The 22,226-nt window shown below is 65.5% G+C and carries 23 protein-coding genes and 1 pseudogene; 6 read left to right on the forward strand and 18 right to left on the reverse strand.

What is annotated here, in order from left to right; genetic code table 11:
- Positions 1 to 22: 22 nt before the first annotated feature.
- Together CEJ42_RS04540 and CEJ42_RS04545 are read right to left on the reverse strand one after the other, a co-directional pair.
- Positions 23 to 940, reverse strand: a complete 918-nt coding sequence (locus tag CEJ42_RS04540) for an ABC transporter permease (protein WP_079215637.1) — start codon at positions 938 to 940, stop codon at positions 23 to 25.
- 111 nt (positions 941 to 1,051) lie between these two features.
- Positions 1,052 to 2,590 carry an ABC transporter substrate-binding protein gene (locus CEJ42_RS04545; RefSeq protein ID WP_088750131.1) on the reverse strand — a complete coding sequence of 513 codons (1,539 nt, stop codon included), beginning with the start codon at positions 2,588 to 2,590 and terminating at the stop codon, positions 1,052 to 1,054.
- Between the two features lie 306 nt (positions 2,591 to 2,896).
- Between CEJ42_RS04545 and CEJ42_RS04550 the strand changes: the two genes are divergently transcribed.
- Entirely contained in the window at positions 2,897 to 3,808 is a 912-nt protein-coding gene (locus tag CEJ42_RS04550) for a LysR family transcriptional regulator (protein WP_079215639.1), read from the forward strand.
- 12 nt (positions 3,809 to 3,820) lie between these two features.
- Here the strand turns inward: CEJ42_RS04550 and CEJ42_RS04555 are convergent, their stop codons facing one another.
- Genes CEJ42_RS04555 through CEJ42_RS04570 form a run of 4 tightly spaced genes read right to left on the reverse strand, consistent with a single transcriptional unit; the run spans position 3,821 to position 8,604 of the window.
- Positions 3,821 to 4,327 (reverse strand): HlyD family secretion protein, encoded by a 507-nt coding sequence (locus CEJ42_RS04555; protein ID WP_088750132.1) that lies wholly within the window; start codon positions 4,325 to 4,327, stop codon positions 3,821 to 3,823.
- 52 nt (positions 4,328 to 4,379) lie between these two features.
- Positions 4,380 to 5,834: an efflux transporter outer membrane subunit gene (locus CEJ42_RS04560; protein WP_175354570.1), complete on the reverse strand. Its 1,455-nt coding sequence runs from the start codon at positions 5,832 to 5,834 to the stop codon at positions 4,380 to 4,382.
- A gap of 8 nt (positions 5,835 to 5,842) precedes the next feature.
- The gene (locus CEJ42_RS04565; RefSeq protein ID WP_088750133.1) at positions 5,843 to 7,408 is read right to left on the reverse strand and encodes an MDR family MFS transporter; all 1,566 of its coding nucleotides are present in this window, start codon (positions 7,406 to 7,408) and stop codon (positions 5,843 to 5,845) included.
- Positions 7,405 to 8,604 carry an HlyD family secretion protein gene (locus CEJ42_RS04570; protein WP_088750134.1) on the reverse strand — a complete coding sequence of 400 codons (1,200 nt, stop codon included), beginning with the start codon at positions 8,602 to 8,604 and terminating at the stop codon, positions 7,405 to 7,407. Before CEJ42_RS04570 ends, CEJ42_RS04565 begins: the two co-directional genes overlap by 4 nt.
- 128 nt (positions 8,605 to 8,732) lie before the next feature.
- On the opposite strand from CEJ42_RS04570, the gene CEJ42_RS04575 reads away from it, so the two are divergent.
- A complete protein-coding gene (locus tag CEJ42_RS04575) occupies positions 8,733 to 9,239 on the forward strand; it encodes a MarR family winged helix-turn-helix transcriptional regulator (protein WP_088750233.1) in 507 nt (168 codons plus the stop codon).
- A gap of 206 nt (positions 9,240 to 9,445) precedes the next feature.
- Here the strand turns inward: CEJ42_RS04575 and pip are convergent, their stop codons facing one another.
- The gene (gene pip / locus CEJ42_RS04580; RefSeq protein ID WP_079215644.1) at positions 9,446 to 10,432 is read right to left on the reverse strand and encodes a prolyl aminopeptidase; all 987 of its coding nucleotides are present in this window, start codon (positions 10,430 to 10,432) and stop codon (positions 9,446 to 9,448) included.
- Between the two features lie 66 nt (positions 10,433 to 10,498).
- Positions 10,499 to 10,960 (reverse strand): Lrp/AsnC family transcriptional regulator, encoded by a 462-nt coding sequence (locus CEJ42_RS04585; RefSeq protein ID WP_079215645.1) that lies wholly within the window; start codon positions 10,958 to 10,960, stop codon positions 10,499 to 10,501.
- Positions 10,961 to 11,148: 188 nt separating this feature from the next.
- Between CEJ42_RS04585 and CEJ42_RS04590 the strand changes: the two genes are divergently transcribed.
- The gene (locus tag CEJ42_RS04590) at positions 11,149 to 12,216 is read left to right on the forward strand and encodes a 1-aminocyclopropane-1-carboxylate deaminase (RefSeq protein WP_079215646.1); all 1,068 of its coding nucleotides are present in this window, start codon (positions 11,149 to 11,151) and stop codon (positions 12,214 to 12,216) included.
- Positions 12,217 to 12,447: 231 nt separating this feature from the next.
- Here CEJ42_RS04590 and CEJ42_RS04595 read toward each other — a convergent pair whose 3' ends face one another.
- From CEJ42_RS04595 to CEJ42_RS25215, 3 genes and pseudogenes are all read right to left on the reverse strand, one after another.
- Positions 12,448 to 12,840 carry a helix-turn-helix domain-containing protein gene (locus CEJ42_RS04595; RefSeq protein WP_237772519.1) on the reverse strand — a complete coding sequence of 131 codons (393 nt, stop codon included), beginning with the start codon at positions 12,838 to 12,840 and terminating at the stop codon, positions 12,448 to 12,450.
- On the reverse strand, positions 12,833 to 12,937 hold the full coding sequence (locus CEJ42_RS25210) for a hypothetical protein (RefSeq protein WP_420840741.1): 105 nt from the start codon (positions 12,935 to 12,937) through the stop codon (positions 12,833 to 12,835). Before CEJ42_RS25210 ends, CEJ42_RS04595 begins: the two co-directional genes overlap by 8 nt.
- 104 nt (positions 12,938 to 13,041) lie before the next feature.
- Positions 13,042 to 13,224 (reverse strand): annotated as a pseudogene (locus CEJ42_RS25215) (type II toxin-antitoxin system RelE/ParE family toxin); the annotation flags it as partial.
- Between the two features lie 212 nt (positions 13,225 to 13,436).
- Here CEJ42_RS25215 and CEJ42_RS04605 point away from each other — a divergent pair.
- From CEJ42_RS04605 to fnr, 3 genes are all read left to right on the forward strand, one after another.
- Complete coding sequence (locus CEJ42_RS04605; protein WP_079215648.1) at positions 13,437 to 14,060, forward strand: OmpW/AlkL family protein; 624 nt, start codon at positions 13,437 to 13,439, stop codon at positions 14,058 to 14,060.
- Between the two features lie 215 nt (positions 14,061 to 14,275).
- Positions 14,276 to 15,346, forward strand: coding sequence for a fatty acid desaturase (locus CEJ42_RS04610; protein WP_088750135.1), 1,071 nt, complete (start codon positions 14,276 to 14,278; stop codon positions 15,344 to 15,346).
- A 338-nt stretch (positions 15,347 to 15,684) separates the two neighbouring features.
- A complete protein-coding gene (gene fnr / locus CEJ42_RS04615) occupies positions 15,685 to 16,524 on the forward strand; it encodes a fumarate/nitrate reduction transcriptional regulator Fnr (protein WP_079215650.1) in 840 nt (279 codons plus the stop codon).
- A gap of 13 nt (positions 16,525 to 16,537) precedes the next feature.
- Here fnr and CEJ42_RS04620 read toward each other — a convergent pair whose 3' ends face one another.
- The 7 genes from CEJ42_RS04620 to ccoN form a co-directional block, all read right to left on the reverse strand.
- Positions 16,538 to 16,789 carry a hypothetical protein gene (locus tag CEJ42_RS04620; protein ID WP_088750136.1) on the reverse strand — a complete coding sequence of 84 codons (252 nt, stop codon included), beginning with the start codon at positions 16,787 to 16,789 and terminating at the stop codon, positions 16,538 to 16,540.
- A 97-nt stretch (positions 16,790 to 16,886) separates the two neighbouring features.
- Entirely contained in the window at positions 16,887 to 17,441 is a 555-nt protein-coding gene (locus CEJ42_RS04625) for a FixH family protein (protein ID WP_088750137.1), read from the reverse strand.
- A gap of 21 nt (positions 17,442 to 17,462) precedes the next feature.
- Positions 17,463 to 18,899 carry a cytochrome c oxidase accessory protein CcoG gene (gene ccoG, locus CEJ42_RS04630; protein WP_088750138.1) on the reverse strand — a complete coding sequence of 479 codons (1,437 nt, stop codon included), beginning with the start codon at positions 18,897 to 18,899 and terminating at the stop codon, positions 17,463 to 17,465.
- A gap of 102 nt (positions 18,900 to 19,001) precedes the next feature.
- Positions 19,002 to 19,934, reverse strand: coding sequence for a cytochrome-c oxidase, cbb3-type subunit III (ccoP, locus tag CEJ42_RS04635; protein WP_079215654.1), 933 nt, complete (start codon positions 19,932 to 19,934; stop codon positions 19,002 to 19,004).
- A complete protein-coding gene (locus CEJ42_RS04640; protein ID WP_079215655.1) occupies positions 19,927 to 20,124 on the reverse strand; it encodes a cbb3-type cytochrome oxidase subunit 3 in 198 nt (65 codons plus the stop codon). Before CEJ42_RS04640 ends, ccoP begins: the two co-directional genes overlap by 8 nt.
- A 4-nt stretch (positions 20,125 to 20,128) precedes the next feature.
- Positions 20,129 to 20,743 (reverse strand): cytochrome-c oxidase, cbb3-type subunit II, encoded by a 615-nt coding sequence (gene ccoO / locus CEJ42_RS04645; RefSeq protein ID WP_079215656.1) that lies wholly within the window; start codon positions 20,741 to 20,743, stop codon positions 20,129 to 20,131.
- 12 nt (positions 20,744 to 20,755) lie between these two features.
- Positions 20,756 to 22,183 carry a cytochrome-c oxidase, cbb3-type subunit I gene (gene ccoN / locus CEJ42_RS04650; RefSeq protein WP_079215657.1) on the reverse strand — a complete coding sequence of 476 codons (1,428 nt, stop codon included), beginning with the start codon at positions 22,181 to 22,183 and terminating at the stop codon, positions 20,756 to 20,758.
- Positions 22,184 to 22,226: the final 43 nt, after the last annotated feature.

The raw sequence follows: 22,226 nt of genomic DNA on the forward strand, positions 1-22,226 counted from the left end.
TCTGGCAATCATCCGGAAAAGATCAGCGGGTGCGGATGCGCGGGTCGAGCAGCGCGTTGATGATGTCGGCCAGGAAAGTCAGGCCGATGTAGAACATGGCGATGATCAGCACCACCGCCTGTACCACCGGATAGTCGTTGCGGGAGATGGCGTCCCAGGCCAGCTGGCCCAGGCCCTGCATCGAGTACACCGACTCGATCACCACCGAGCCGCCCAGCATGAAGCCCAGCTCCACCGCCGCCAGCGCCACCACCGGGATGACCGCGTTGCGCAGCGCATGCTTGAACACCACGCGCGACTTCGACAGGCCCTTGGCGCGCGCGGTGCGGATGTAGTCCGAGCCCAGCACCTCCAGCATGCCGGAGCGGGTCAGGCGCATCATGGCGGGCATCGCGTAGTAACCCAGGGCGACCGCCGGCAGGATGAAGTTTTCCCAGCTCTCGTTGCCGGCCACCGGCAGCCAGTGCAGGCTCACGGCGAAGATCAGGATCAGCGTCAGGCCGAACCAGAAGCTGGGCATGGCCTGCCCCACCACCGCGATCATCAGCGCCACCCGGTCCAGCCAGCTGTCGCGGTAGATGGCCGCCAGCACGCCCAGCGGAATGGCCACCAGGATCGCCAACAACAAGGCGCTGCCGCCCAGCTTGAAGGTGATCGGCAGGCGCTCGGCGACCATTTCCATCACCGGGCCGTTGAAGTAGAAGGAGTTGCCGAAGTCCAGGTGCACCGCCTTGGAAAGCCAGTCCACGTACTGCGTGGTCATCGGCTTGTCCAGTCCGAACTGGACGCGGATCTGCTCGACCTGGGCGGCGGTCGACTCCGGCCCCGCGATCGCGGTGGCCAGGTCGCCCGACATGTGCAGCAGCGAAAAACTGACGATGGACACCGTCAGGGCCACGCACAGGGCGATGGCCAGGCGGCGCAGGATGAATATCAACATGGCGGCGTTCCCTTCATCAGGAAGATCGTGGCTGCGCGACAGGGGTCGCGCGCCGGACAGACGGTGCTTGCAAGTTGCGCGCCTGCCCGGCGCTCAGGTGCTGCTGACGGCTTATTTCCAGCTGGCTTCGTAGAAACGCGGCAGTTCGTCCGGATACCCCTGGAACTTCAGCTGCGAATTGAACGCGTAGAAGGTCGAGTAGGAGAACAGCGGCGCCATGTAGGCGTTCTTCGAGATCAGCGCCAGCGCCTTGGAGTAGTTCTCCTTGCGCACCGCCGGATCGGTCGAGGTGTCGGCCACTTCCAGCCACTGGCGGGTCTGCGGATCCTTGGTGATGTCGTCGCTGCCGCCCTTGAAGAACACGCTGACGAAGGCCGAGGCGTCGTTCATCGAGTACGAGCCCCAGGCCTGGAAGGTCAGCGGCGTCTTGCCGTTGCGGTATTCGCCCTGCAGCGCCGCGTACTTCATGTAGTGCAGGCGGGCACGGATGCCGACCTTGTGCAGGTCGCCGATGATGGCCTCGGCGAACTCGCGCTCGCGGTAGGCGTAGATATCGGTGTCGAAGCCGTTGGCATAGCCGGCCGCGGCCAGCAGTTCCTTGGCCTTGGTCGGGTTGTATTCATAGGTCAGCGCGGCCTTGGCGTCGCAACCGAACTGCGTGCGGAAACAGGCCGTGTACAGCGGCTGGCTGCCGCCGCGCACCAGGTTGTCGGCGATGCCCTTGCGGTTGATCGCGTAATTCACCGCCTGCCGCACGCGCAGGTCCTTGAACGGCGAATTGGGCGAGGAGGCGCCGGTGGCGTCGATGGTCACGAAGCCGGCGCGCATGGTCTCGCCGCTTTGCACGGTGACCTTGGGATTGCCCTTGAACGACTCGGCCTGGTCGGCCGGCACGCGCCAGATCCAGTCGACCGCGCCGGTCATCAGCTGCGCGGTGCGGGTCTCGGGATCGGGGATCACCATGAACTTGATGTTGCCGATCTTGGGTTGGCCCTGCGGGCTGTCCTTGAAGTAGGCGGCGTTCTTGACCAAGGTCACGCCCTGCCCCGGGGTCACGCTGGTGACCTTGTAGGGACCGGTGCCGATGGGCGCCTTGGCGAAGCCTTCCAGCCCGACCTTCTTGAAATAGGCGCCGGGATAGATCGGCAGCGGGCCGGCCAGGTATTCAAGCGCGGCCGGGAACGGGCGCTTCAGGTTGATGCGCACCTTGTAGTCGCCGAGCTTGTCGACGCTCTTGATCCACTCGGTGTTCTGGCGCGTGACGGCCTTGGATTCCGGCGTCACCACATAGTTGAAGGTGAACACCACGTCGTCGGCGCTGAACTTGTCGCCGTTCTGGAACGTCACGCCTTCGCGCAGGTCCAGCACCAGCGCGGTGGGCGACTCCCACTTCCAGGCGGTGGCCAGCTGCGGCTTGTATTCGTTGGTCTTGGGATCGCGATAGACCAGGGTGTCCCAGATCAGGTGGGCCAGGATCACGCCCTCGCGCAGGTTGTTGTGGTACTGGCTGATGTTTTCGACTTCGCTGTCCGACGCGTACACCAGTGTGTCGTTGGCTTTATTGGCCATCGCCGACAGCGACGCGGTCGCTCCCGCCACCAGCAGTGCACATCGCGACCAGCCAAGTAAAGATTTCTTTAGTGCGTTCATTCCAACCCCTTCGTTCGATAAGAGAAATTTGAAAAAACAGCGACGTCGAGGGCATACTAGGTCACGTTTTATCGATGCCACAATAAGCAAATTCCTATGCCTCCGTTGCCAAAATCAGATGGCTCGGTTTGTGCACCACAATGTGATGGGGCGCGCAAAACCCGCATCGCAGCTGGGTCATAGGCGAACGAGCAGGTGCAGCAATTTTCCCGGCAGGATGGCGACGCCGGCTGCACCAAAGGCGTGAAGCCCGCACCAAATAAACCGTTAAAAATATTTTTCAACCAGGCAAGAAAGAGGCACGCGATGAAGTCCCAGCATCTGCAAGATACCGCCCTGCGCTATTTTCTGGAGGTGGTCCGCTGCGGTTCCATCAGCGAGGCGTCGCAGCGTCTGAACGTGGCGAGCTCCGCCATCAGCCGCCAGATCAGCAGCCTGGAAGAAACGCTGGACACGGTGCTGTTCGAGCGCCGGCCGCGCGGCATGGTGTTGTCGGCCGGCGGCGAGATGCTGGCCGCCCATGCGCGCAAGATGGCGCTGGAGGCCGACCGCGTGGTGGCCGACCTGCAGGCCCTGAAGGGCTTGCGCAGCGGGCGCGTGCGGCTGTCGGCGTCGGAGGGTTTCTCGATCGACTTCCTGCCGCGGCTGATCAATGCCTTCCAGAAGAAGTATCCGGGCTTCGTGTTCCAGCTCTTCGTCGGTGCGCCGGCGGCGGTGTCGCGCCAGGTGCGCGAAGGCAACGCCGACATCGGCCTGACCTTCTCGCGCCTGCCCGAACCGGAAATCAAGGTGGTCCACCGCCAGCCCGGCCCGATCGCGCTGGTGATGCGCAACGACCATCCGCTGGCGCGCTTTCGCCATATCTCGCTGTCGCAGATGCGCCCCTATCCGATGGCGCTGCCCGACCCGACCACCACGCTGCGCCAGCTGTTCGACATCGCCTGCAGCCGCCAGCAGGTAGTGATCGAGCCGGTCATGACCAGCAACTACATCCAGGCGCTGCACAACTATGTGCTGGACAACGACGCCCTCTCCATCACCGGCGAGGTCACCGTGCGCTACCGCATCGCCAGCGGCGAGCTGACCATGCGGCCGATACGCGACTGCCCGGACGACGGACGGTTCGTCGAGGTGCAGACCCTGGCGGGACGCACGCTGCCGCGCAGCGTGGAGATTTTCCTCGACTACCTGGTGGCGGAACTGAGCAAGGATTTGTAAGGAGGTGCGGCCTCAGTCGCGCTGCATCTCGACGATGGCGCCGCGCATGGGATGGAACATCGCGCGCGTCTGGGCAGAAGCCGCGACGGCAATCTGCACCGGCTCACGCCGTTTGACCTTGACGAAGGAATTGGCCTGCGCGGAGGCCGGGGCGGTATCGGGCGAAGGCAGATCCCCGAACGCCTTGAGCCTGCCCTCGAAGGACTCGGTCGGACGTTCGCTCGGATAGATACGGCCTTGCCTGTCGGTCGCCTGCGTCATCTCGGTCAGGCGTACGAGCGCACGCTGGCCGACATGCAGCTTCTTGACATCAGCTTCTTCAAAGCGGGCGATGACGATGACCTCCCCGTTTCCCTGGTCCGCCACCGGCGCCGCTTCCGCCAGCGCGGACGACGGCGCCACGCTGGCATCGTCGGTGCGCGGCGGCGAACAGGCGACCAGGGCCAACGCCAGGGGCATCAACAGGAGCGCCGATGACAGGCGCCGGCGATGGGACGGGAAGGCAAAGGTGGCGGTCATGGCAATGCGGGCAACGTTGCGTGGTTGGAGGAACCCGTCAGACCGCCGGGCTTCACGTCGGTTCCGGCGACCAGCCCAGGCCCAGCGCCTTCTGGATGCCGACAAAGCTGCGCGTCAGGTTGGCCTCGGCCTGCAGCAGGTTCTGCTGCGCGCTGAGTTGCTGGCGCGTGGTGTCGAGCACCTCGATCAGCGTGCCGGTGCCGGCCGCATAGCGTTGCCGCGCCAGTTCCAGCGCGCGGTCGGCCGAAGCCTTGGTGCGCGCCACGGTGGCTACCGTCACGCGGCCGTAGCGAAAGCGCGAGAGCGAATCCTCGGCATCGCGCAGCGCTTCCAGCACCGCCTGGCGATACTTCATCTCGGCTTCGTCGCGCACCCGCTCGGCTTGCGTGACGCGCGCCTTGGCGCGGCCGAAGTCGAGGAAATTCCAACTCAGCATGGGCGCGCCGATGGCGGCGAAATCGTCCAGCCTGGTCAGGTCCGACGGATGCGTGCCGCCCAGGCCGATGACGCCGAACAGCTTCAGGCTGGGATAGCGCGCCGCCTCGGCCTGGCCGATCTTGGCGGTGTCGGCGGCCAGAGTGCGCTCGGCCGAGCGCACATCGGGACGACGGCGCAGCAGCGAGGTCGGATCGCCCACCGCCACTTGCGAAGGCGGCAGCGGCACCGGCGCGGCGGCGGCCAGCTCGCCATCCAGCGCGCCCGGCTCCTGCCCCAGCAAGGTGGCCAGCTGGTTCAGGTAAGCGTCACGCTCGGCCTGCAGCGGCACCAGGTCGGCGCGGGTGCCGTCCAACTGGTTCTGGATGCGGATCTGGTCCAGCGAAGATGCCGTGCCGCGCTCGACGCGCTGGCCGGTCAGCTTCAGCATGTCTTCCTGCGCCTTGACCGACTGCTCGCCCAGCGCCAGGCGCTGCTGGCGGTCGCGCAGGTTGATGTAGGCGTTGGCCACTTCGGCGGCCAGGCTGACCTGGACGTCGGCCAGCGAGGCTTCGGCGGCCTGGGCGCTGGCGCCGGCGGCCTGCACCGCGCGCCGGTGGGCGCCGAACAGGTCGATCTCCCAGGTGGCGTCGAAGCCGAGGTTGTAGAGATTGACGCTGGTGGGTGAAGACGACGACGAGGACGAACCCGACAGGTTCAGCGGCGGCAGGCGCGCATGCGCCGCCAGCGCCGAGGCGCCGACGGTGGGCGCCGCATTGGCCTGCTCCAGGCCCAGCGCCGCACGCGATTGCAACAGGCGCGCACGCGCCACGCCGAGGTTGGGATTGGCTTCCAGCGCACGCTGCACCAGGCTGTTCAACAGGGGATCGTTGAGCCCTTCCCACCAGCGGTTGGACGGCATGGCGGCATTGGCGTCGGCGCCGGCGCGCACGAACTGGCCGCCCCTGGCGGCATTGGGTGCGGCGTCCGGCGGGCCGGCGTAGTCGGGGCCGAGCGCGCAACCTGCCAGCAGCGCGGCGGCGGCCAGCGCGACCAGGCGCGCGGCGGGGAGAGAGTAAATATCTTTACGCATAGTCATGATCAGTGAGACGCCACCGGTGCGGCGTTGGTCGGCAAGGGGCGCAGGAACAGCACCAGCGGTGTGACGCAGAGAATGGCCACGCCCAGCAGCCAGAACAGGTCGGCATAGGTCATGGTCAGCGCCTGCGCCTGGATGGTGCTGCCCAGCAGGCGGATGGCGGCATCCTGGCTGCCCAGCAGGTGGCCCTGGGCGGCGATGCTCGATTGCACCAGCTCGGAGTTGGCCGACAGGCTTTCTTCCAGGCGACGGCTGTGCAGCCACAGCCGCTGGTCCTGGATCACGGCGATGCTGGCCAGCGCCAGCGAACCGCCCAGGTTGCGGGCTGCGCTGTACAGGCCCGACGCATCGCCGGCCTGCGAAGCCGGCACCGAGCGGATCGCCGCCTGGTTCAGGAACAGCATGGCCAGCACCGTGCCCACGCCGCGCATCAGCTGCGAGGCGATGAAGGAGCCGCCGTACGACAGCGGGCTGAGGTCGGTCTCGATGAAGGCCGACAGCGCCAGCAGCAGAAAGCCCGTGCCCACCGCAATCCGGATATCCACCAGCCGCATCAGCATCGGCGTAAAGGGCATCATCAGGATCATCGGCACGCCCGAGAGCAGCACCACCCAGCCCGATTGCAGCGAGTTGTAGCCGGCGATGCCGGAGAGGAACTGCGGAATCACATAGGCGGTGCCGTACAGCGCCACGCCCACGATCATCGCCATCATCACCACCGAACCGAACTGGCGGTCGCGCAAGAGGCGCAGCTGGATCACCGGATGCCGGGCGCGCACCTGGCCGATGGCCAGCAGGATGAAGCCCAGCACCGACATGGCGGCCAGCCAGCGGATGTCGGGCGAGGAGAACCACTGCTCGCGCTCGCCCTCCTCCAGCACCACGGTCAGCCCGCCCAGCCCCAGCGCCAGCCCGGCGATGCCGAACCAGTCGGCCTCGGCCAGCTGCTCGAACTTGGGACGTTCATAGGGAATGGCCACCAGCAGCAGCGTGATCAGTGCCGCGCCCACCGGCAGGTTGATGAAGAAGGCGTAGTGCCAGCTGACGTTCTCGGTCAGCCAGCCGCCCAGCACCGGCCCCAGCACCGGGCCGAGGATGGCGGTGGCGCCGAACATGGCGTTGCCCACCGGCTGCTGCGCGCGCGGCAGCCGGGTGGCGATGATGGTCATGGCGGTGGGGATCAGCGCGCCGCCGGTGAAGCCCTGGCCGACGCGACCGACGATCATCATGGTCAGCGTGGTCGACAGGCCGCACAGCACCGAGAACATGGTGAACAGGCTGGCCGCGGCCAGCAGCAGCACGCGCAAGCCCAGCAGCCGCTCCAGCCAGGCCGACATGGGGATGATCACGATCTCGGCCACCAGGTAGGCGGTGGCGATCCAGGTGCCTTCGGTGCCGGAGGCGCCGATCTCGCCCTGGATGGTCGGCAGCGAGGAGTTGACGATGGAGATGTCCAGCGTCGCCATCAGCGCGCCCAGCGTGCCGGCCGCGACCGCCAGCCAGGCGGCGGCGTCGGCCTTGTCGCCGGGCGCCGGCAGCGGCTTCACGGCTTGGCCCGCGCTGCTCACTTCTGCGCTCCGGCGGGCGCGACGCCGGCATTGGCTTCGCTGTTGCGCTCGCGCTGCGCGCGCAGCTCATCCTTGGCGGCGATGGTGTTGACTTCCACCGTCACCGACAGGCCGGCCACGAACAACTTGCGGTCCTGCGCCGACGCGTCCACCGCGATGCGCACCGGCACGCGCTGGACGATCTTGGTGAAGTTGCCGGTGGCGTTCTGCGGCGGCAGCAGCGAGAACTGCGCGCCGGTGCCGGGCGAGATGCTTTCCACATGGCCCTGGAATTCCAGGCCCGGCAAGGCGTCCACCTTGATCACGGCGGGCTGGCCGATGCGCATCATGCCGATCTGGGTTTCCTTGAAGTTGGCGGTGATGTAGAAGTTGCTGGGCACCACCGTCATCATGCGCGTGCCGGCCGAGACGAACTGGCCGATGCGCACCTGCTTGTCGCCGATGCGGCCGTCGACGCTGGCGCGCACTTCGGTGGAACCGAGGTTGACGGCGGCGGCATCGTACTGCGCCTTGGCGGTTTCGCCCTGGGCCTGCGCCTGGCGCACCTGGGCCTGGATCGAATGCACGCGCAGCTGGGCCGCATCCAGCGCGGCGCGACGGGCGGCGACGGTCGATTTCGCCTGGGCCGACTGGTTGCGCAGCGTGGTCAGGCGCTCGCGCGTCTCGGCGCCGGAAGCGGCCAGCGGCGTGTAGCGCTCCACTTCCGCGGCGGCGAAGCGGGCATCCTCTTCGGCCGACGCCAGTTGCGCGCGGGCCTGGTCGATCGCGGCCTTCTGCTCGGCCAGCTGGGCCTTGGCGGCGTCTTCGCTGGCGGCGGCGGCGTCGATCTGGGCCCTGGACTGCGCGGCCTGCGCCGAGTAGTCGCGCGGGTCAATCTTCAGCAGCGGCTGGCCGGCCTTGACCTCCTGGTTGTCGGCCACGAACACCTGCTCCACATAGCCGTTGACCTTGGGCGACACCGTCACGCTGTCGGCGTAGACGAAGGCGTCGTTGGTGCTTTCCAGGTACTTGCCGCGGAACTGGTAGTAAAGGATCCAGGCCGCCACCACCACCAGCACGATCACCATCAGCGAGCGCAGCACGAACCTGGCGCGCGGGCTCATGCGCTTCTTCTGCTTGCCGTTGCCGTCACCGTTGCCGTTGTTCTGCGCCGGGTTCTGCCCGGCCCCGGTATTGCTTGTTGTGGCGTCTGTCATCTTTTTTGTCCTAATATCGGTTCTGCCCCGCCCTGGCGGAGCGACTTGTAAATCCTGGGCAACGGCTCGCTGAAACGGCCGGCGCCCGAATTAATGAGGTACCATATGATATGGTATCCGAGAAAATCATGTCCACCAGCTTTACAAACGACTACACCGAAGCCGCCGACGCCCTGCGCGACTTCTACCTGCGCTCGCACCGCGCGCTCGACAAGCTCCTGGCGGCCCAGGGGGCGTCGCTGGCGCGCACCAAGATGCTGGTTCACATCGGCCGCAACGGCCCGGTGCGCTCGACCGACTTGGCCGAGGCATTTGGTTTCGCGCCGCGCACGATCACCGAGGCGGTCGACGGCATGGAGCGCGACGGCCTGGTGGAAAGAGTGGCCGATGCGGGCGACCGCCGGGTCAAGCACATTTCTTTGACCGAATTGGGCAAAGAAGTGCTGTGCTCATCCGAGCCGGTCAGGAAGCGTTTCGGCGAGCGCCTGTTCGACGCGCTCGACCAGCAGGAGACGCACAAGCTGGCGCTGCTGCTGAACAAGCTCAACGGCAGGCTGGCGGAACTGGAAGTGGAATTTTCGGCGCAAGCGCAGGCGGCCGCGGAGGCCGGCGCAGGCAAGCGCGCGCGCAAGTGACGGTAGACAGGCGATGAGTTTGGGAGCGCCGCAGTGACAAGCAAGGCGGATCTCGAACGCCGGAAGGTTCCGGCATCCACCGCCCCGTGGTCCCGACGAGAGTCAGGATCCGGCGTCGTTTGGCAAACGCCGGGACATGACGAACGCCGCAGGATCCCGGCCTGCGCCGGGACGGCCATGCTGCGTCAGGTTCAGAAAGACTTCAATCAACGACCGGCGAACTGGTCGGTCGCCCTGATGAGCTTGTCCAGGATCCCCGCCTCGTTGTAGGCGTGGCCGGCGGCGTCGATCAGGTGCAGCTCGGATCCCGGCCAGGCCTTGTGCAGGTCCCAGGCCGACTTGGCCGGCGTGGCCAGGTCGTAGCGGCCCTGCACGATCACGCCGGGAATATCCTTCAGGCGCGACGCATTGGCCAGCAGTTGGCCTTCTTCCATGAACCCCTTGTTGAAGAAGTAGTGGTTCTCGATGCGGGCGAAAGCCAGCGCGAACAGCGCGTCGTTGAACGAGTCGATCAGCCGCTCGTCGGCCACCAGCGTGATGGTGCTGGCCTCCCAGCGGCTCCAGGCGCGCGCGGCCTGCAGCTTGGCGGCCTCGTCGTTGCCGGTGAGGCGCTTGCGATAGGCGGTGACCAGGTCGCCGCGCTCACCCTCGGGAATCGGCGCGAGGAACTCATCCCAGCGGTCCGGCGCCATCCACGACGCGCCTTCCTGGTAGTACCAGTCCAGCTCCTTCTGGCGCAGCAGGAAGATGCCGCGCAGCACCAGCTCGGAGACGCGCTCGGGATGCGTCTCGGCGTAGGCCAGCGCCAGCGTGCTGCCCCAGGAGCCGCCGAAGACCTGCCACTTCTCGATCTTCAGCATCTCGCGCAGGCGCTCGATGTCGGCCACCAGGTCCCAGGTGGTGTTGGCCTCGAGATTGGCGTGCGGCAGCGAACGGCCGCAGCCGCGCTGGTCGAACAATACGATGCGGTATTTTTCCGGATCGAACAGGCGGCGGTGCGAGGGCCCGCTGCCGCCGCCGGGGCCGCCGTGCAGGAACACCACCGGCTTGCCGCGCGGGTTGCCGCACACTTCCCAGTACACGCGATGGCCGTCGCCCACATCCAGCAGGCCCTTGTCGTAGGGTTCGATGGGCGGGTAGAAGCTGCGCAGTTGCGATTCGTCGGACGCGGGGGAAATGGCTGCAGATGTCATTGATGATTCCTCATGGGTTGCTCATGGACAGGACGGTAACCAGTATAAATCCTGTCAGCAGATCCTTCATTCGACCACGAGTTCTGTATTGTTCTTCACTTCGTTGAGCACGAAGAAGGACCGCAGCTGCCGCACGCCCGGCAGGCGCAGCAGCGTATTGGCGTGCAGCCGGTTGAAGGCCTGCAGGTCCTTCACGCGCAGCTTGATCCAGTAGTCGAATTCGCCGGCCAGCAGCAGGCACTCCTGCACCGCGGCGATCTCGCGCACCGCCTTCTCGAACTCGGCGAAGCTCTCCGGCGTGGAACGATCCAGCACCACCCCCACCGTCACCAGCACCGGCAGGCCCAGTTTCTCGGGGTCGAGGATGGCGCGCACGTCCTTCACGTAACCCTCGTCCATCAGGCGCTTGGTGTGGTTCCAGCAGGCCGTGGCGCTCATGCCCAGCTTCTTGGCCAGCTCGGCATTGCCGATGCGGCCGTCCTTCTGCAGCGCCTTGAGGATGCGCTTGTCCATGCGGTCCAGTGACATGATGATTCTTCCTCTATTGTTAAATTTAATGAATTTTTATTCTTCACAATAAAAAATCATCGATTTATCCAACCGAATAATGGCACAAATTCGGAAACACCATTTAAACCGCCAGGCGTAAAGTTGATCCCGGCGATTCGATGCGGATCGGACCAATTTCCTGAACTGAACCTGACCCGGAGCACCCCATGCTGGCACTCGACAAACTCTTCCCGCGCAAGACGCTGGGCTTCTTCCCCTCCCCCATCCACAAACTGGAACGCCTGTCCGAAATGCTCGGCACCGAGATCTGGGCCAAGCGCGACGACGTCTCGTCCGGCCTGGCCTTCGGCGGCAACAAGATCCGCAAGCTGGAATGGCTGGTGGCCGACGCCCTGGCCAAGGGCTGCGACACCCTGGTTTCGATCGGCAACATCCAGTCCAACCATACGCGCCAGGTGTGCGCCGCCGCCGCCGCGGTGGGCATGAAGTCCTACACCGTGCAGGAAACCTGGCTGGAATGGGATGACCCGGTCTACGACAAGGTCGGCAACATCCTGCTGACCCGCATCATGGGCGGCAACCCGATCATGGCCGGCTACGGCTACTCGACCACCGAGAAGGACACCTGGGCGAAGGCGCTGGAAGAAGTGCGCGCCAAGGGCGGCAAGCCGTATCCGATTCCGGCCGGCGCCTCCGACCACCCGCTGGGCGGCCTGGGCTACGCCAACTTCGCCGACGAGGTGGCGATGCAGGAACAGCAGCTGGGCATCTTCTTCGACAACATCGTGGTGGCGACCTGTACCGGTTCCACCCAGGCCGGCATGGTGGTGGGCTTCGCCGCGCAGGACAAGCGCCGCCGCGTGATCGGCATCGACACCGCCGACGACGAGGCCATGACCCGCCGCGCCGTCACCAAGATCGCCAACGACACCTCGGAACTGATCGCCTCCAAGGGCGGCAAGAAGGTGGCGCTCAAGGACGCCGACATCGAGATCATCCCCGACTACAGCGGCCCGGCCTACGGCCTGCCCAGCGAGCAGACCATCGCCGCCATCCGCACCGCCGCCGAGATGGAAGCCATGCTGACCGACCCGGTGTACGAAGGCAAATCCATCGACGGCCTGATCGACATGGCCAAGAAGGGCCACTTCAAGGGCGAGCGCGTGCTGTACGTCCACCTCGGCGGCGCGCCGGCGCTGAACGCCTACTACAAGGCCTTCGAAGATCCGGAAAACCTGACCAAGCTGGCGCGCGAAGCCCGCTTCAAGGAATAAGCGCCAACGCGCTTGACGGCATGCGCCGCGGCACACCACCCGCCGGCGTAGACCGTGGCAGTACCGCCGCGCGCGACCCGCGCGGCATTTGTTTGTCCCTCCTTTGTCCGCTCCCGGCGCGTGATGAACGCCTCCGGGAGCGTTTTTTCTGAAAGACGCTCGGACGACATGCGTTCCCCATGAAAACGGCCCGCAATAACGCGGGACGTTCTCCTTCGGAAGACAGGCAACTCAGGACAAGACAGCGATACCGTGTTTCCTCACCGCGTTGAGCAAGGTGCGCGCCATGCCGCTGGGCTGCTTGGCGCCCGACTCCCACTGTTTGATGGTCGATTCGCTGGTACCGAGGTAGCGCGCGAAGACGCTCTGGCTGAGGTGGTTTTCATTGCGTATCGTGCGCACGTCCTCGGCAGTGAGCGCAAACTCGGAAAGGCACATCCGGTCGAAATTGCGCATCGTCAGGACATCGATCCCGCCTGCCGCGTGCAGGTCGCGCGCAGCACTGTGCACGGCATCCATGGCTGCGCTGCGCGGGCGCGGCTGCCCGCGTCCGGTTGCATAGGCGGCCGGCATCTGCCTGGCCTGCACGGTTGCGGCACGCGGTTTGATTTTTTTCTCAGCCATCGCTTATCTCCAGCAAAACTCCCTGCTCCACCAGCAGATCCAGGCGATGCCGGTCCAGCTTCGCATACGCGTCCGACAGCCTGCGAAACGCCTGCAATTCGTCGCGCCGTATGTTTGACCGGTCACTCTTGGCGAACAGGAATACAAAAAAAAATGCCCGCCGCTGCGCGCCAGCACGATGGCCCGGTCGGCGTTACGGCTGAGGCGTTTCTTCCATACGCCGCCGCCCAGGTCCTCGCCCTGCCCCTTGAGCAATTGCCCGACGGCCGCGCGCAGCTCGCCATCGGGAATCTGGCTGCGGCGCGCCTCACGGGCGAACCAGCGGGATTTGAAAACACGACAAATCCCTTCGTTTTCGACACGCGGGGGCGACAGTCTTGGCATGCGCAATCAGTACACTCAGTGTACCACTCAGGTTTCAGGAAGAATTGCAAGACACGGAACTTAGCGTGTTCTCGCTGCAAAACCGCCACATCTTTGTTCATTGCGCCGACATTTCCACCGACTTCGATTCCACCCCGCTTGATCAGCATCAAAGCCCCTCCCCGGCTTCACGCGTACCTTTCGTTCGTCATCACTCATCAGGTAGAAAAGCCGTGAAAAAAATCGTGACCATCGCTGCCGCCGCTGCGGCACTCACTTCCGCCTTCGCTGCTCCCGCCTTCGCGCAGGAAGCGCAAAGCCCTTGGCTGGTGCGCGTGCGCGCCGTCAACATCAGCCCGGACAACAAGTCCGACCCGGTGGGCGGCACCGGCGCGTCGGATCGCCTCACCGTCAGCTCCAAGACCATTCCGGAAATCGACATCAGCTACTTCTTCACGCCCAACATCGCCACCGAGCTGATCCTGACCTATCCGCAAAAGCACGACGTGCGCCTGGACGGCCAGAACATCGGCACCTTCAAGCACCTGCCGCCGACGCTGCTGCTGCAGTACCACTTCACGCCGGAGTCGCGCTTCTCGCCCTATATCGGCGCCGGCATCAACTACACCCGCATCTCCAACGTCGATGTGCTGGGCGGCTCGGCCCAGCTGGACAACCACAGCTTCGGCGGCGCGCTGCAGGCCGGCTTCGACGTCAAGATCGACAAGCACTGGCTGGTCAACTTCGACATCAAGAAGGTCCAGATCCGCAGCGACGTGATGGTCGGCGGCACCAAGATCAGCACGGTCAAGATCGATCCGTGGCTGATTGGCGTCGGTGTGGGTTATCGTTTCTGAGGTTCTGAGGTATTCTTGCCGGACCCAAACGGCGCGATCCGTCATCACAGATGACCGGTCGCGTTGTTTTTTGGGGTCCCCGATCCGCAGAGGCAGCCGCCACGGCAGCAAGAGACGTTCACCCAGCAAGCTTCTCCGCACCACAGTCCACCGCAAGAAGAGGTAATACGATGTCCACGACTTCGCAAACCACACCGGTCGCCCCCGGCGCACCGATGCCCCACCGCAAGATCATCCGCTCCTGGGTGATCCCGATCAGCCGTCGCAGCACCGCCATCGCGCTGCTGCTGTCGGCCATCGACTTCAGCCTGTTCGGCCTGGGCCTGGCCGCCATCATCTGGACGCCCTGGATCCTGGCCAAGATCGCGCTGGGCGTGGTCACGGGCTTTATCATCGGCCGCCTGTTCATCCTCGGCCACGATGCCTGCCACCAGAGCTTCACGCCCAACCGCAAGCTCAACACCTGGCTGGGACGCCTGCTGTTCATGCCCTCGCTCACGCCCTACAGCCTGTGGGCGGTGGGCCACAACGTGGTGCACCACGGCTACACCAACCTGAAGGGCTTCGACTTCGTCTGGCAGCCGCGCACGATCGAGGAGTTCCGCGCCCTGCCGCGCTGGCGCCGCCAGCTGGAACGGATCTACCGCAGCGGCTTCGGCCCCGGTCTCTACTACATGATCGACATGTGGTGGAAGCGCATGTACTTCCCGTCCAGGAAGCAGATGCCGACCCGCCGCGCCGAGTTCATGTGGGACGGCGTGCTGGTGACGGCCGTGGCGGCGGTCTGGATCGCCGGCCTGGCCTGGGCCGCGCAGGCCACCGATCAATCGTTCTGGGGACTGTTCATCGCCGGTTTCGCCATTCCCGTGCTGTTCTGGAAGGCGATGATGGGCTTCGTGGTCTACGTGCACCACACCCACACCGAGGTGGCCTGGTACGAAGACAAGGTGACCTGGGCGGCCGCCCAGCCCTTCGTCTCCACCACCGTGCACCTGACCTTCGGCCGTTACTGGGGATCGCTGCTGCATCACATCATGGAGCACACCGCCCACCACGTCGACATGAGCGTGCCGCTGTACCGCCTGAAGCAGGCGCAGAAGAAACTGGAAACCATGCTGCCCGGCCGCATCGTGATCCAGAAGTTCTCGTGGAAGTGGTACTTCGACACCGCCCGCCGCTGCAAGCTGTATGACTTCAAGCGCCTGTGCTGGACCGATTTCCGCGGACGTCCCACCAGCACGCCGCTGCCGATGCCGGAAGCATCGGCTGCCGCCGGCGAGGCCTGAACGCGGGCGGCCAACGCCCCGGCAACACCGGCATCACGCTTTCACTTTCAATAACAAGACGGCCGCATGGAAGGGCAGTCGCGGGTCCCCGGTAAACCCCGCGATGCCGCCCACTTTCCCCCATCAAGGCCGCACCTCTCCCCTGCTTCCTCGTTCTTCCTCACGCGTTTATTTCCGGGCAACACCGGTGTCGCCGGCAGTGCGGACGATTACTTGGACCATGTTTGATCTGGGACAAGAAATGCCGTCTGATTCAGGAATAGCGCTGTTTCACACCTGTCCCGCAGACTTAAAATTGAAGCCATCAAAGATCGCAACATGTCTGCCGGGAACATCGTATGACTCAGTCTTGCCACTCCGCCTCCAATGCGGCGCCTGCCGCGCCTGCCATTTCCACCGTCACGCAGGTCTCGCCGCTGATCGCCGCGCGCGAGGCCGCCAGCAGCTCCGCCCTGCGCAGCTGCACCGCCTGCGGCATGCACCAGCTGTGCCTGCCCATGGGCCTGGATGAATCCGACATGAAGCGCCTGGACAAGATCATCGGCCGCCGCAAGGTCGCGCGCGACGACTTCCTGTACCGCATCGGCGACCGCTTCACGGCGCTCTACGCGGTGCGCGTGGGCCACTTCAAGACCTACCAGGAAAACCTCGACGGCGACCGCCAGATCACCGGCTTCCAGATGCCCGGCGAGCTGCTGGGCATGGACGCCATCAGCACCGAGCAGCACCAGTGCGACGCCGTGGCGCTGCAGGACAGCGAGGTGTGCGAAATCCCGTTTGCGCGCCTGGAGCAATTGTTCGGTCAGATCCCGCACCTGCTGCGGCACTTCCACCGCATCATGAGCCACGAGATCACCAGCGAGCAGAACGTCATCATGCTGTTGGGGAACATGCGCGCCGAGCAGCGCTTCGCCGCTTTCCTGGTCAATCTGTCCTCGCGCTATGCCGCGCGCGGCTATTCGTCGACCCGCTTCCAGCTGCGCATGACGCGCCAGGACGTGGGCAACTACCTGGGCCTGACCATCGAAAGCATCAGCCGCCTGATCTCCAAGTTCCGCAAGCAGGGCCTGCTCGCCGTCGAGCAGCGCGACGTGGAAGTGGTGGACCTGGCCGCGCTCAAGCGCCTGGCCGCCGGCGCGGAAACCTGCGCCCCCGCTCCCGCGCGCGCGGCGCTCTGACGCCCGTCCCCTCCTACGCGAACCGGCGCGGCCGCCCTTCCGGGACGGCCCGCGTCAGGCGCAAGGCCAGCAGGCCGCACGCCGCGAAACTTCCCCAGAAGCAGAAGAACCCGATGCTGTAGGCGCCCAGCGCGTCCCACTCGCGGCCGGCGGCCAGCGCCAGCTCGTTCGGATCGAATACGGAAAAGAAAAGACCTTCGGCCGCGATGGCCATGAGGAACGCCATCCAGCCGACGATGGCGGTGTTGCGTAGCGTCTTGCGCATTGCCGTCTCCTCCAGGTGATGTCCGCGGCGGGATGCCGCCGGACCTGTGCCGGTCTTGTGGCCGGCTTCATGGATGCAGTGCCTTCAGCTTAGCGCGCTATTCGGCCGGCGCATAGGCCTCGGCGCTCATTTCCACCTGCCGCTGTTGCGGCCAGCTCCAGCTCCCGTGCAGGCGCCAGGCGCGGCTGCCGTCCTCGGCCACCAGGCGCCAGCGCGCCTGTTCGAGCTCGTCCACCGGCACCGCGAAACTGCCGTCGGCCGCGGCCTGCGCGATCAGCGCGCGGTCCTTGGCGGGCTGGGTCGGATGCACCAGGCTGAGGAAGAGCGTGCGCCCTTGTTCGCCGGCGGCGGGCATCTGCTTCATCTGCACGCGGCCGCGCAGCAGGCGCGCGGCCGGGTCGTAGGACAGCGCGATCTGCGCGCCCAGGCGCCAGGCCTCGCGGTCGCGCCGCAGGTCCTTGTTGATGGCCTTGCCCTGCTTGTAGTAGTCGTCGGCCACCAGCGCGTCGCCGCGCACCACGGCCAGCCAGACGGTAGACAGGCCGGCCACCACCACGATGGCCGGGCCGGCCATCAGCAGCCAGGGCCAGCGATGGCGATACCAGGGCGCGCCGGTGGCGCCGGGAGACAAACTTGGAGATGCGCTTTGCATGGTTTCCTCACAGGGTTGGGGTCAGCGGCGCGGGACGATGAACACGGCCTTCTCGCTCACGTGGAGCGCCGGCTCGTCCTCGGCCTGCAATTCGAAACGGATCTTGTTGGAGCCGCTCTCGCCGGCGCCGTGCGGCGCGCGCACGCGCACCGGCACCGACAGGGTCTGGGTCGCGGCCACTTCGATCGCGTCGGCCGGCGCCACCGCCAGGCCATTGATGCCGGTGGCGCTGATGCGGTAGCGATGGCCGCGCTCGTCGGTGTTGATGATCTGCAGGCGGTAGACGTTCTCGATGATGCCGTCCTCCACCTCGCGCCCCATCGAGCCGCGATCGCGGATCACGTCCAGCTTGACCGGCGTGCGGATCCACAGCGAACCAGCGAACAGCGCGACCACGGCGCCCAGGATGGCGGTGTAGATCAGGATGCGCGGACGCAGCAGGCGGCGCCGGATCGCGGACGCCGGCAGACGCTGCTCCACCGCGTTCTCGGTGGAGTAGCGGATCAGCCCGCGGGCGCGCCCGATCTTGTCCATCACGCTGTCGCAGGCGTCGACGCAGGCGGCGCAGCCTATGCACATGTATTGCAGGCCCTGGCGGATGTCGATGCCGGTCGGGCAGACCTGCACGCACAACGTGCAGTCGATGCAGTCGCCGGCACGGCCTTCAGCCTTGGCAGCCTTGGCCTGCGGCATGCGCGGCTCGCCGCGGCCGCCGTCATAGGTGACGATGAGCGAATCGCGGTCGAACATGGCGCTCTGGAAGCGCGCGTAGGGGCACATGTACTTGCACACCTGCTCGCGCATCCAGCCGGCGTTGCCGTAGGTGGCAAAGCCGTAGAACAGGATCCAGAACATCTCCCAGGGGCCGAAGGCGAATGCCGCCAGCTCCGGCAGCAGCTCGCGCATCGGCGAGAAATAGCCGACGAAGCTCATGCCGGTCCACAGCGCCACCGCGCCCCAGGCCAGGTGCTTGGCCGACTTGCGCCACAGTTTGTCGAACGACCAGGGCTGGCGGTCCAGCCGCATGCGCGCGCTGCGCGTGCCTTCGATGCGACGCTCTATCCACATGAAGATTTCGGTGTAGACCGTCTGCGGACAGGCGTAGCCGCACCACACCCGCCCCGCCACCGCGGTGAACAGGAACAGGCCGAAGGCGCAGATGATCAGCAGCGCCGCCAGCCAGATGAAATCCTGCGGCCACAGCACCAGGCCGAACAGGTAGAACTTGCGCGCGCCGAGGTCGAACAGCACCGCCTGGCGGCCGTTCCAGTTGATCCACGGCAGGCCGTAGAACACCAGCTGCGTCAGAAACACGCACAGCCAGCGCAGGCTGGCGTAGCGTCCCTTGATCTCGCGCGGATAGATCTGCTCGCGCGCCTCGTACATGCGGATGACCGCGTATTCTTCCCTGCCCTGGCTGGGAGGAGGCTTGGCCCCCTTGGCTTGCTTGGAATTCATCTGATGCCTTCGAAGAAACCCGTCGTCCCGGCGGCGCGTGTCGCGCCTCGTGAGCGGAGCACCACCGCCGGGTTCCCGCTTGCGCGGGACGACAGGAAGGTATTACTTTGCTGCTGCGTTGCTCGGCCTGTTCGACAGGCTCCACACATACGCCGCCAGCACATGCACCTTGGGCTCGCCCAGGAACTCGCCGAACGCGGGCATGGTGTTGTCGCGGCCCTTGTTGATGGTTTCCTTGATGGTGTCGATGCTGCCGCCGTAGAGCCAGATCTTGTCCGACAGGTTGGGCGCGCCGATGGCCTGGTTGCCGCGGCCGCCGGCGCCGTGGCAGGCCATGCAGGCGCCGAACTTGGACTTGCCCAGCTCGGCCTTGATCGGGTCATGCGTGGATTCCGACAGGCTCAGCACGTAGTTGGCGACGTTGTCGACATCCTTGTCGCTGCCCACCGCCGCGGCCATCGGCGGCATCACGCCGTGGCGGCCCTTCATGATGGTTTCCTTGATGGTCTCGGGGGCGCCGCCATGCAGCCAGTCATCGTCGGTCAGGTTGGGGAAGCCCTTGTTGCCGCGCGCATCCGAGCCGTGACACTGGGCGCAATAGGTCAGGAACAGCCGCTCGCCGATGGCATGCGCCTGCGGGTCCGCCGCCACGGCCTTGAGATCCTGCTTCATGAAGCCGTCGAACAGCGGGCCGTACTTGGCGTTGGCAGCCTTGACGTCGTCGTCGTGCTCGGAGGTCGACTGCCAGCCCAGCGTGCCGGCGAAGTTGCCAAGGCCCGGATAGGCCACCAGGTAACCGACCGAGAAGAAGATGGTGATATAGAACATCCACATCCACCAGCGCGGCAGCGGGTTGTTCAGCTCGGTCAGGTCCTCGTCCCAGACGTGACCGGTGGTGGAGCCGGCGACCGGCTGGTCGCCCTTCTTCACCTTCCAGGTCGACTGCTGCCACAGCAGCAGGCCGCAGCCGAGAATGCCCAGCACGGTGAGCACGATGATCCAAATGTTCCAGAAACCGCTGGTGAAATCAGCCATGGCGCGCCTCCTCGTCTGCTTGCGCGGCCGCGGCCGGCTGGCCGACGTCGCCGTCGAGGAAAGGCAGCATCTCGGCCTGCTTGAAGTCGGCTGGCTTGTGGCTGACGTAGGTCCACCAGAGGATGCCGGCGAAGGTGATGAAGCTGGCCAGCGTGATCAGGCTGCGCGCATCAGTGAAAAATTCAGTCATGGTCTTATCTCTCCGCCTTGATCAGCACGCCCAGTCCTTGCAGGTAGGCGATCAGCGCATCCTGCTCGGTCTTGCCGGCCAGCTCGGCCGGCGCATTCTTGATCTCTTCTTCGGTATAGGGATCGCCGATGCGCTTCAGCGCGCGCATGCGCGAGACGATGTCGTAGCGATCCAGCTTCGTCTGCTCCAGCCACGGATAGGCCGGCATGTTGGACTCCGGCACCACGTCGCGCGGGTTGTGCAGGTGGGCGCGATGCCATTCGTCGCTGTAGCGGCCGCCTACGCGCGCCAGGTCAGGACCGGTGCGCTTGGAGCCCCACTGGAACGGGTGGTCGTAGACCGACTCGCCGGCCACCGAGTAGTGGCCGTAGCGCTCGGTCTCGGCGCGCAGCGGGCGGATCATCTGCGAGTGGCAGTTGTAGCAGCCCTCGCGGATGTACACGTCACGGCCGGCCAGGCGCAGCGCCGAGTAAGGCTTGAGCCCGGCGATCGGCTCCGTGGTCGACTTCTGGAAAAACAGCGGCACGATCTCGGCCAGGCCGCCGATGCTCACCACCAGCAGCACCAGGCCGATCAGCAGCCAGGGGTTCTTTTCGATCCATTCATGCGAAAACTTCATTCTCTTCCCCAATCAGTGCGCAGCGCCGGCGACGGCAGGAATCGGCGCGACCGCCAGCGTGGTGCCGCGCATCGTGCGCCAGGTGTTGTAGGCCATGACCAGCATGCCGGCCAGGTACATCAGGCCGCCCATCAGGCGGATGACGTAGTACGGATAGGTCGCCTTGACGCTTTCCACGAAGGTGTAGGTCAGCGTGCCGTCGCTGTTGACGGCGCGCCACATCAGGCCCTGCATCACGCCGGCGATCCACATCGCGGCGATATAGAGCACGATGCCGATGGTGGCCACCCAGAAGTGGATCTCGATCAGGTCGCGGCTATACATCTGGGTCTTGCCCGACAGGCGCGGGATCAGGTAGTACATCGAGCCCATGGTGATGAAGCCGACCCAGCCCAGCGCGCCGGAATGCACGTGGCCGATGGTCCAGTCGGTGTAGTGGGACAAGGCGTTGACGGTCTTGATGGCCATCATCGGGCCCTCGAAGGTGGCCATGCCGTAGAAGGACAGCGACACCACCAGGAACTTCAGGATGGGATCGGTGCGCAGCAGGTGCCAGGCGCCCGAGAGCGTCATCATGCCGTTGATCATGCCGCCCCAGGACGGCGCCAGCAGGATCAGCGAGAACACCATGCCCAGCGACTGCGTCCAGTCCGGCAGCGCGGTGTAATGCAGGTGGTGCGGGCCGGCCCACATGTAGGTGAAGATCAGCGCCCAGAAGTGCACGATCGACAGGCGGTAGGAGTACACCGGCTTATTGACCTGCTTGGGGATGAAGTAATACATCATCCCCAGGAAGCCCGCGGTCAGGAAGAAGCCCACCGCGTTATGGCCGTACCACCACTGGATCATCGCGTCCTGCGCGCCGCTGTACATCGAGTACGACTTGGTCAGCGTGGCCGGCATGGTCATGCCGTTGACGATGTGCAGGATGGCGACCGCGATGATGAAGGCGCCGTAGAACCAGTTGGCCACGTAGATGTGCTGCACGCGGCGCTTGACGATGGTGCCGAAGAACACCACCGCGTAGGCCACCCACACCACCGCGATCAGGATGGTCAGCGGCCACTCCAGCTCGGCGTATTCCTTGCCGCGGGTCAGCCCCAGCGGCAGCGAGATCGCCGCGCCCACGATCACCAGCTGCCAGCCCCAGAAGGTGAAGGCCGCCAGGAAATCGGAGAACAGCCGTACCTGGCAGGTGCGCTGGACGACGTAGTAGGAAGTCGCCATCAGCGCGCTGCCGCCGAAGGCGAAGATCACCGCATTGGTATGCAGGGGCCGCAGCCGGCCGAAGCTCAGCCAGGGGATCCCCATGTTCAGTTCTGGCCATGCCAGCTGGGCGGCGATGAACACGCCGACCAGCATCCCGACTACGCCCCACAGGATGGTCGCCACTGAAAATTGGCGAACCACCTTGTAGTTGTAGCTATTTTCTTTGCTCACGAAACTCTCCCCACTGTGTTGAGTACTGTCCAGTGCGAGCTTA

The sequence above is a fragment of the Herbaspirillum robiniae genome (genome assembly GCF_002213415.1).
Lineage (GTDB): Bacteria > Pseudomonadota > Gammaproteobacteria > Burkholderiales > Burkholderiaceae_D > Herbaspirillum > Herbaspirillum robiniae.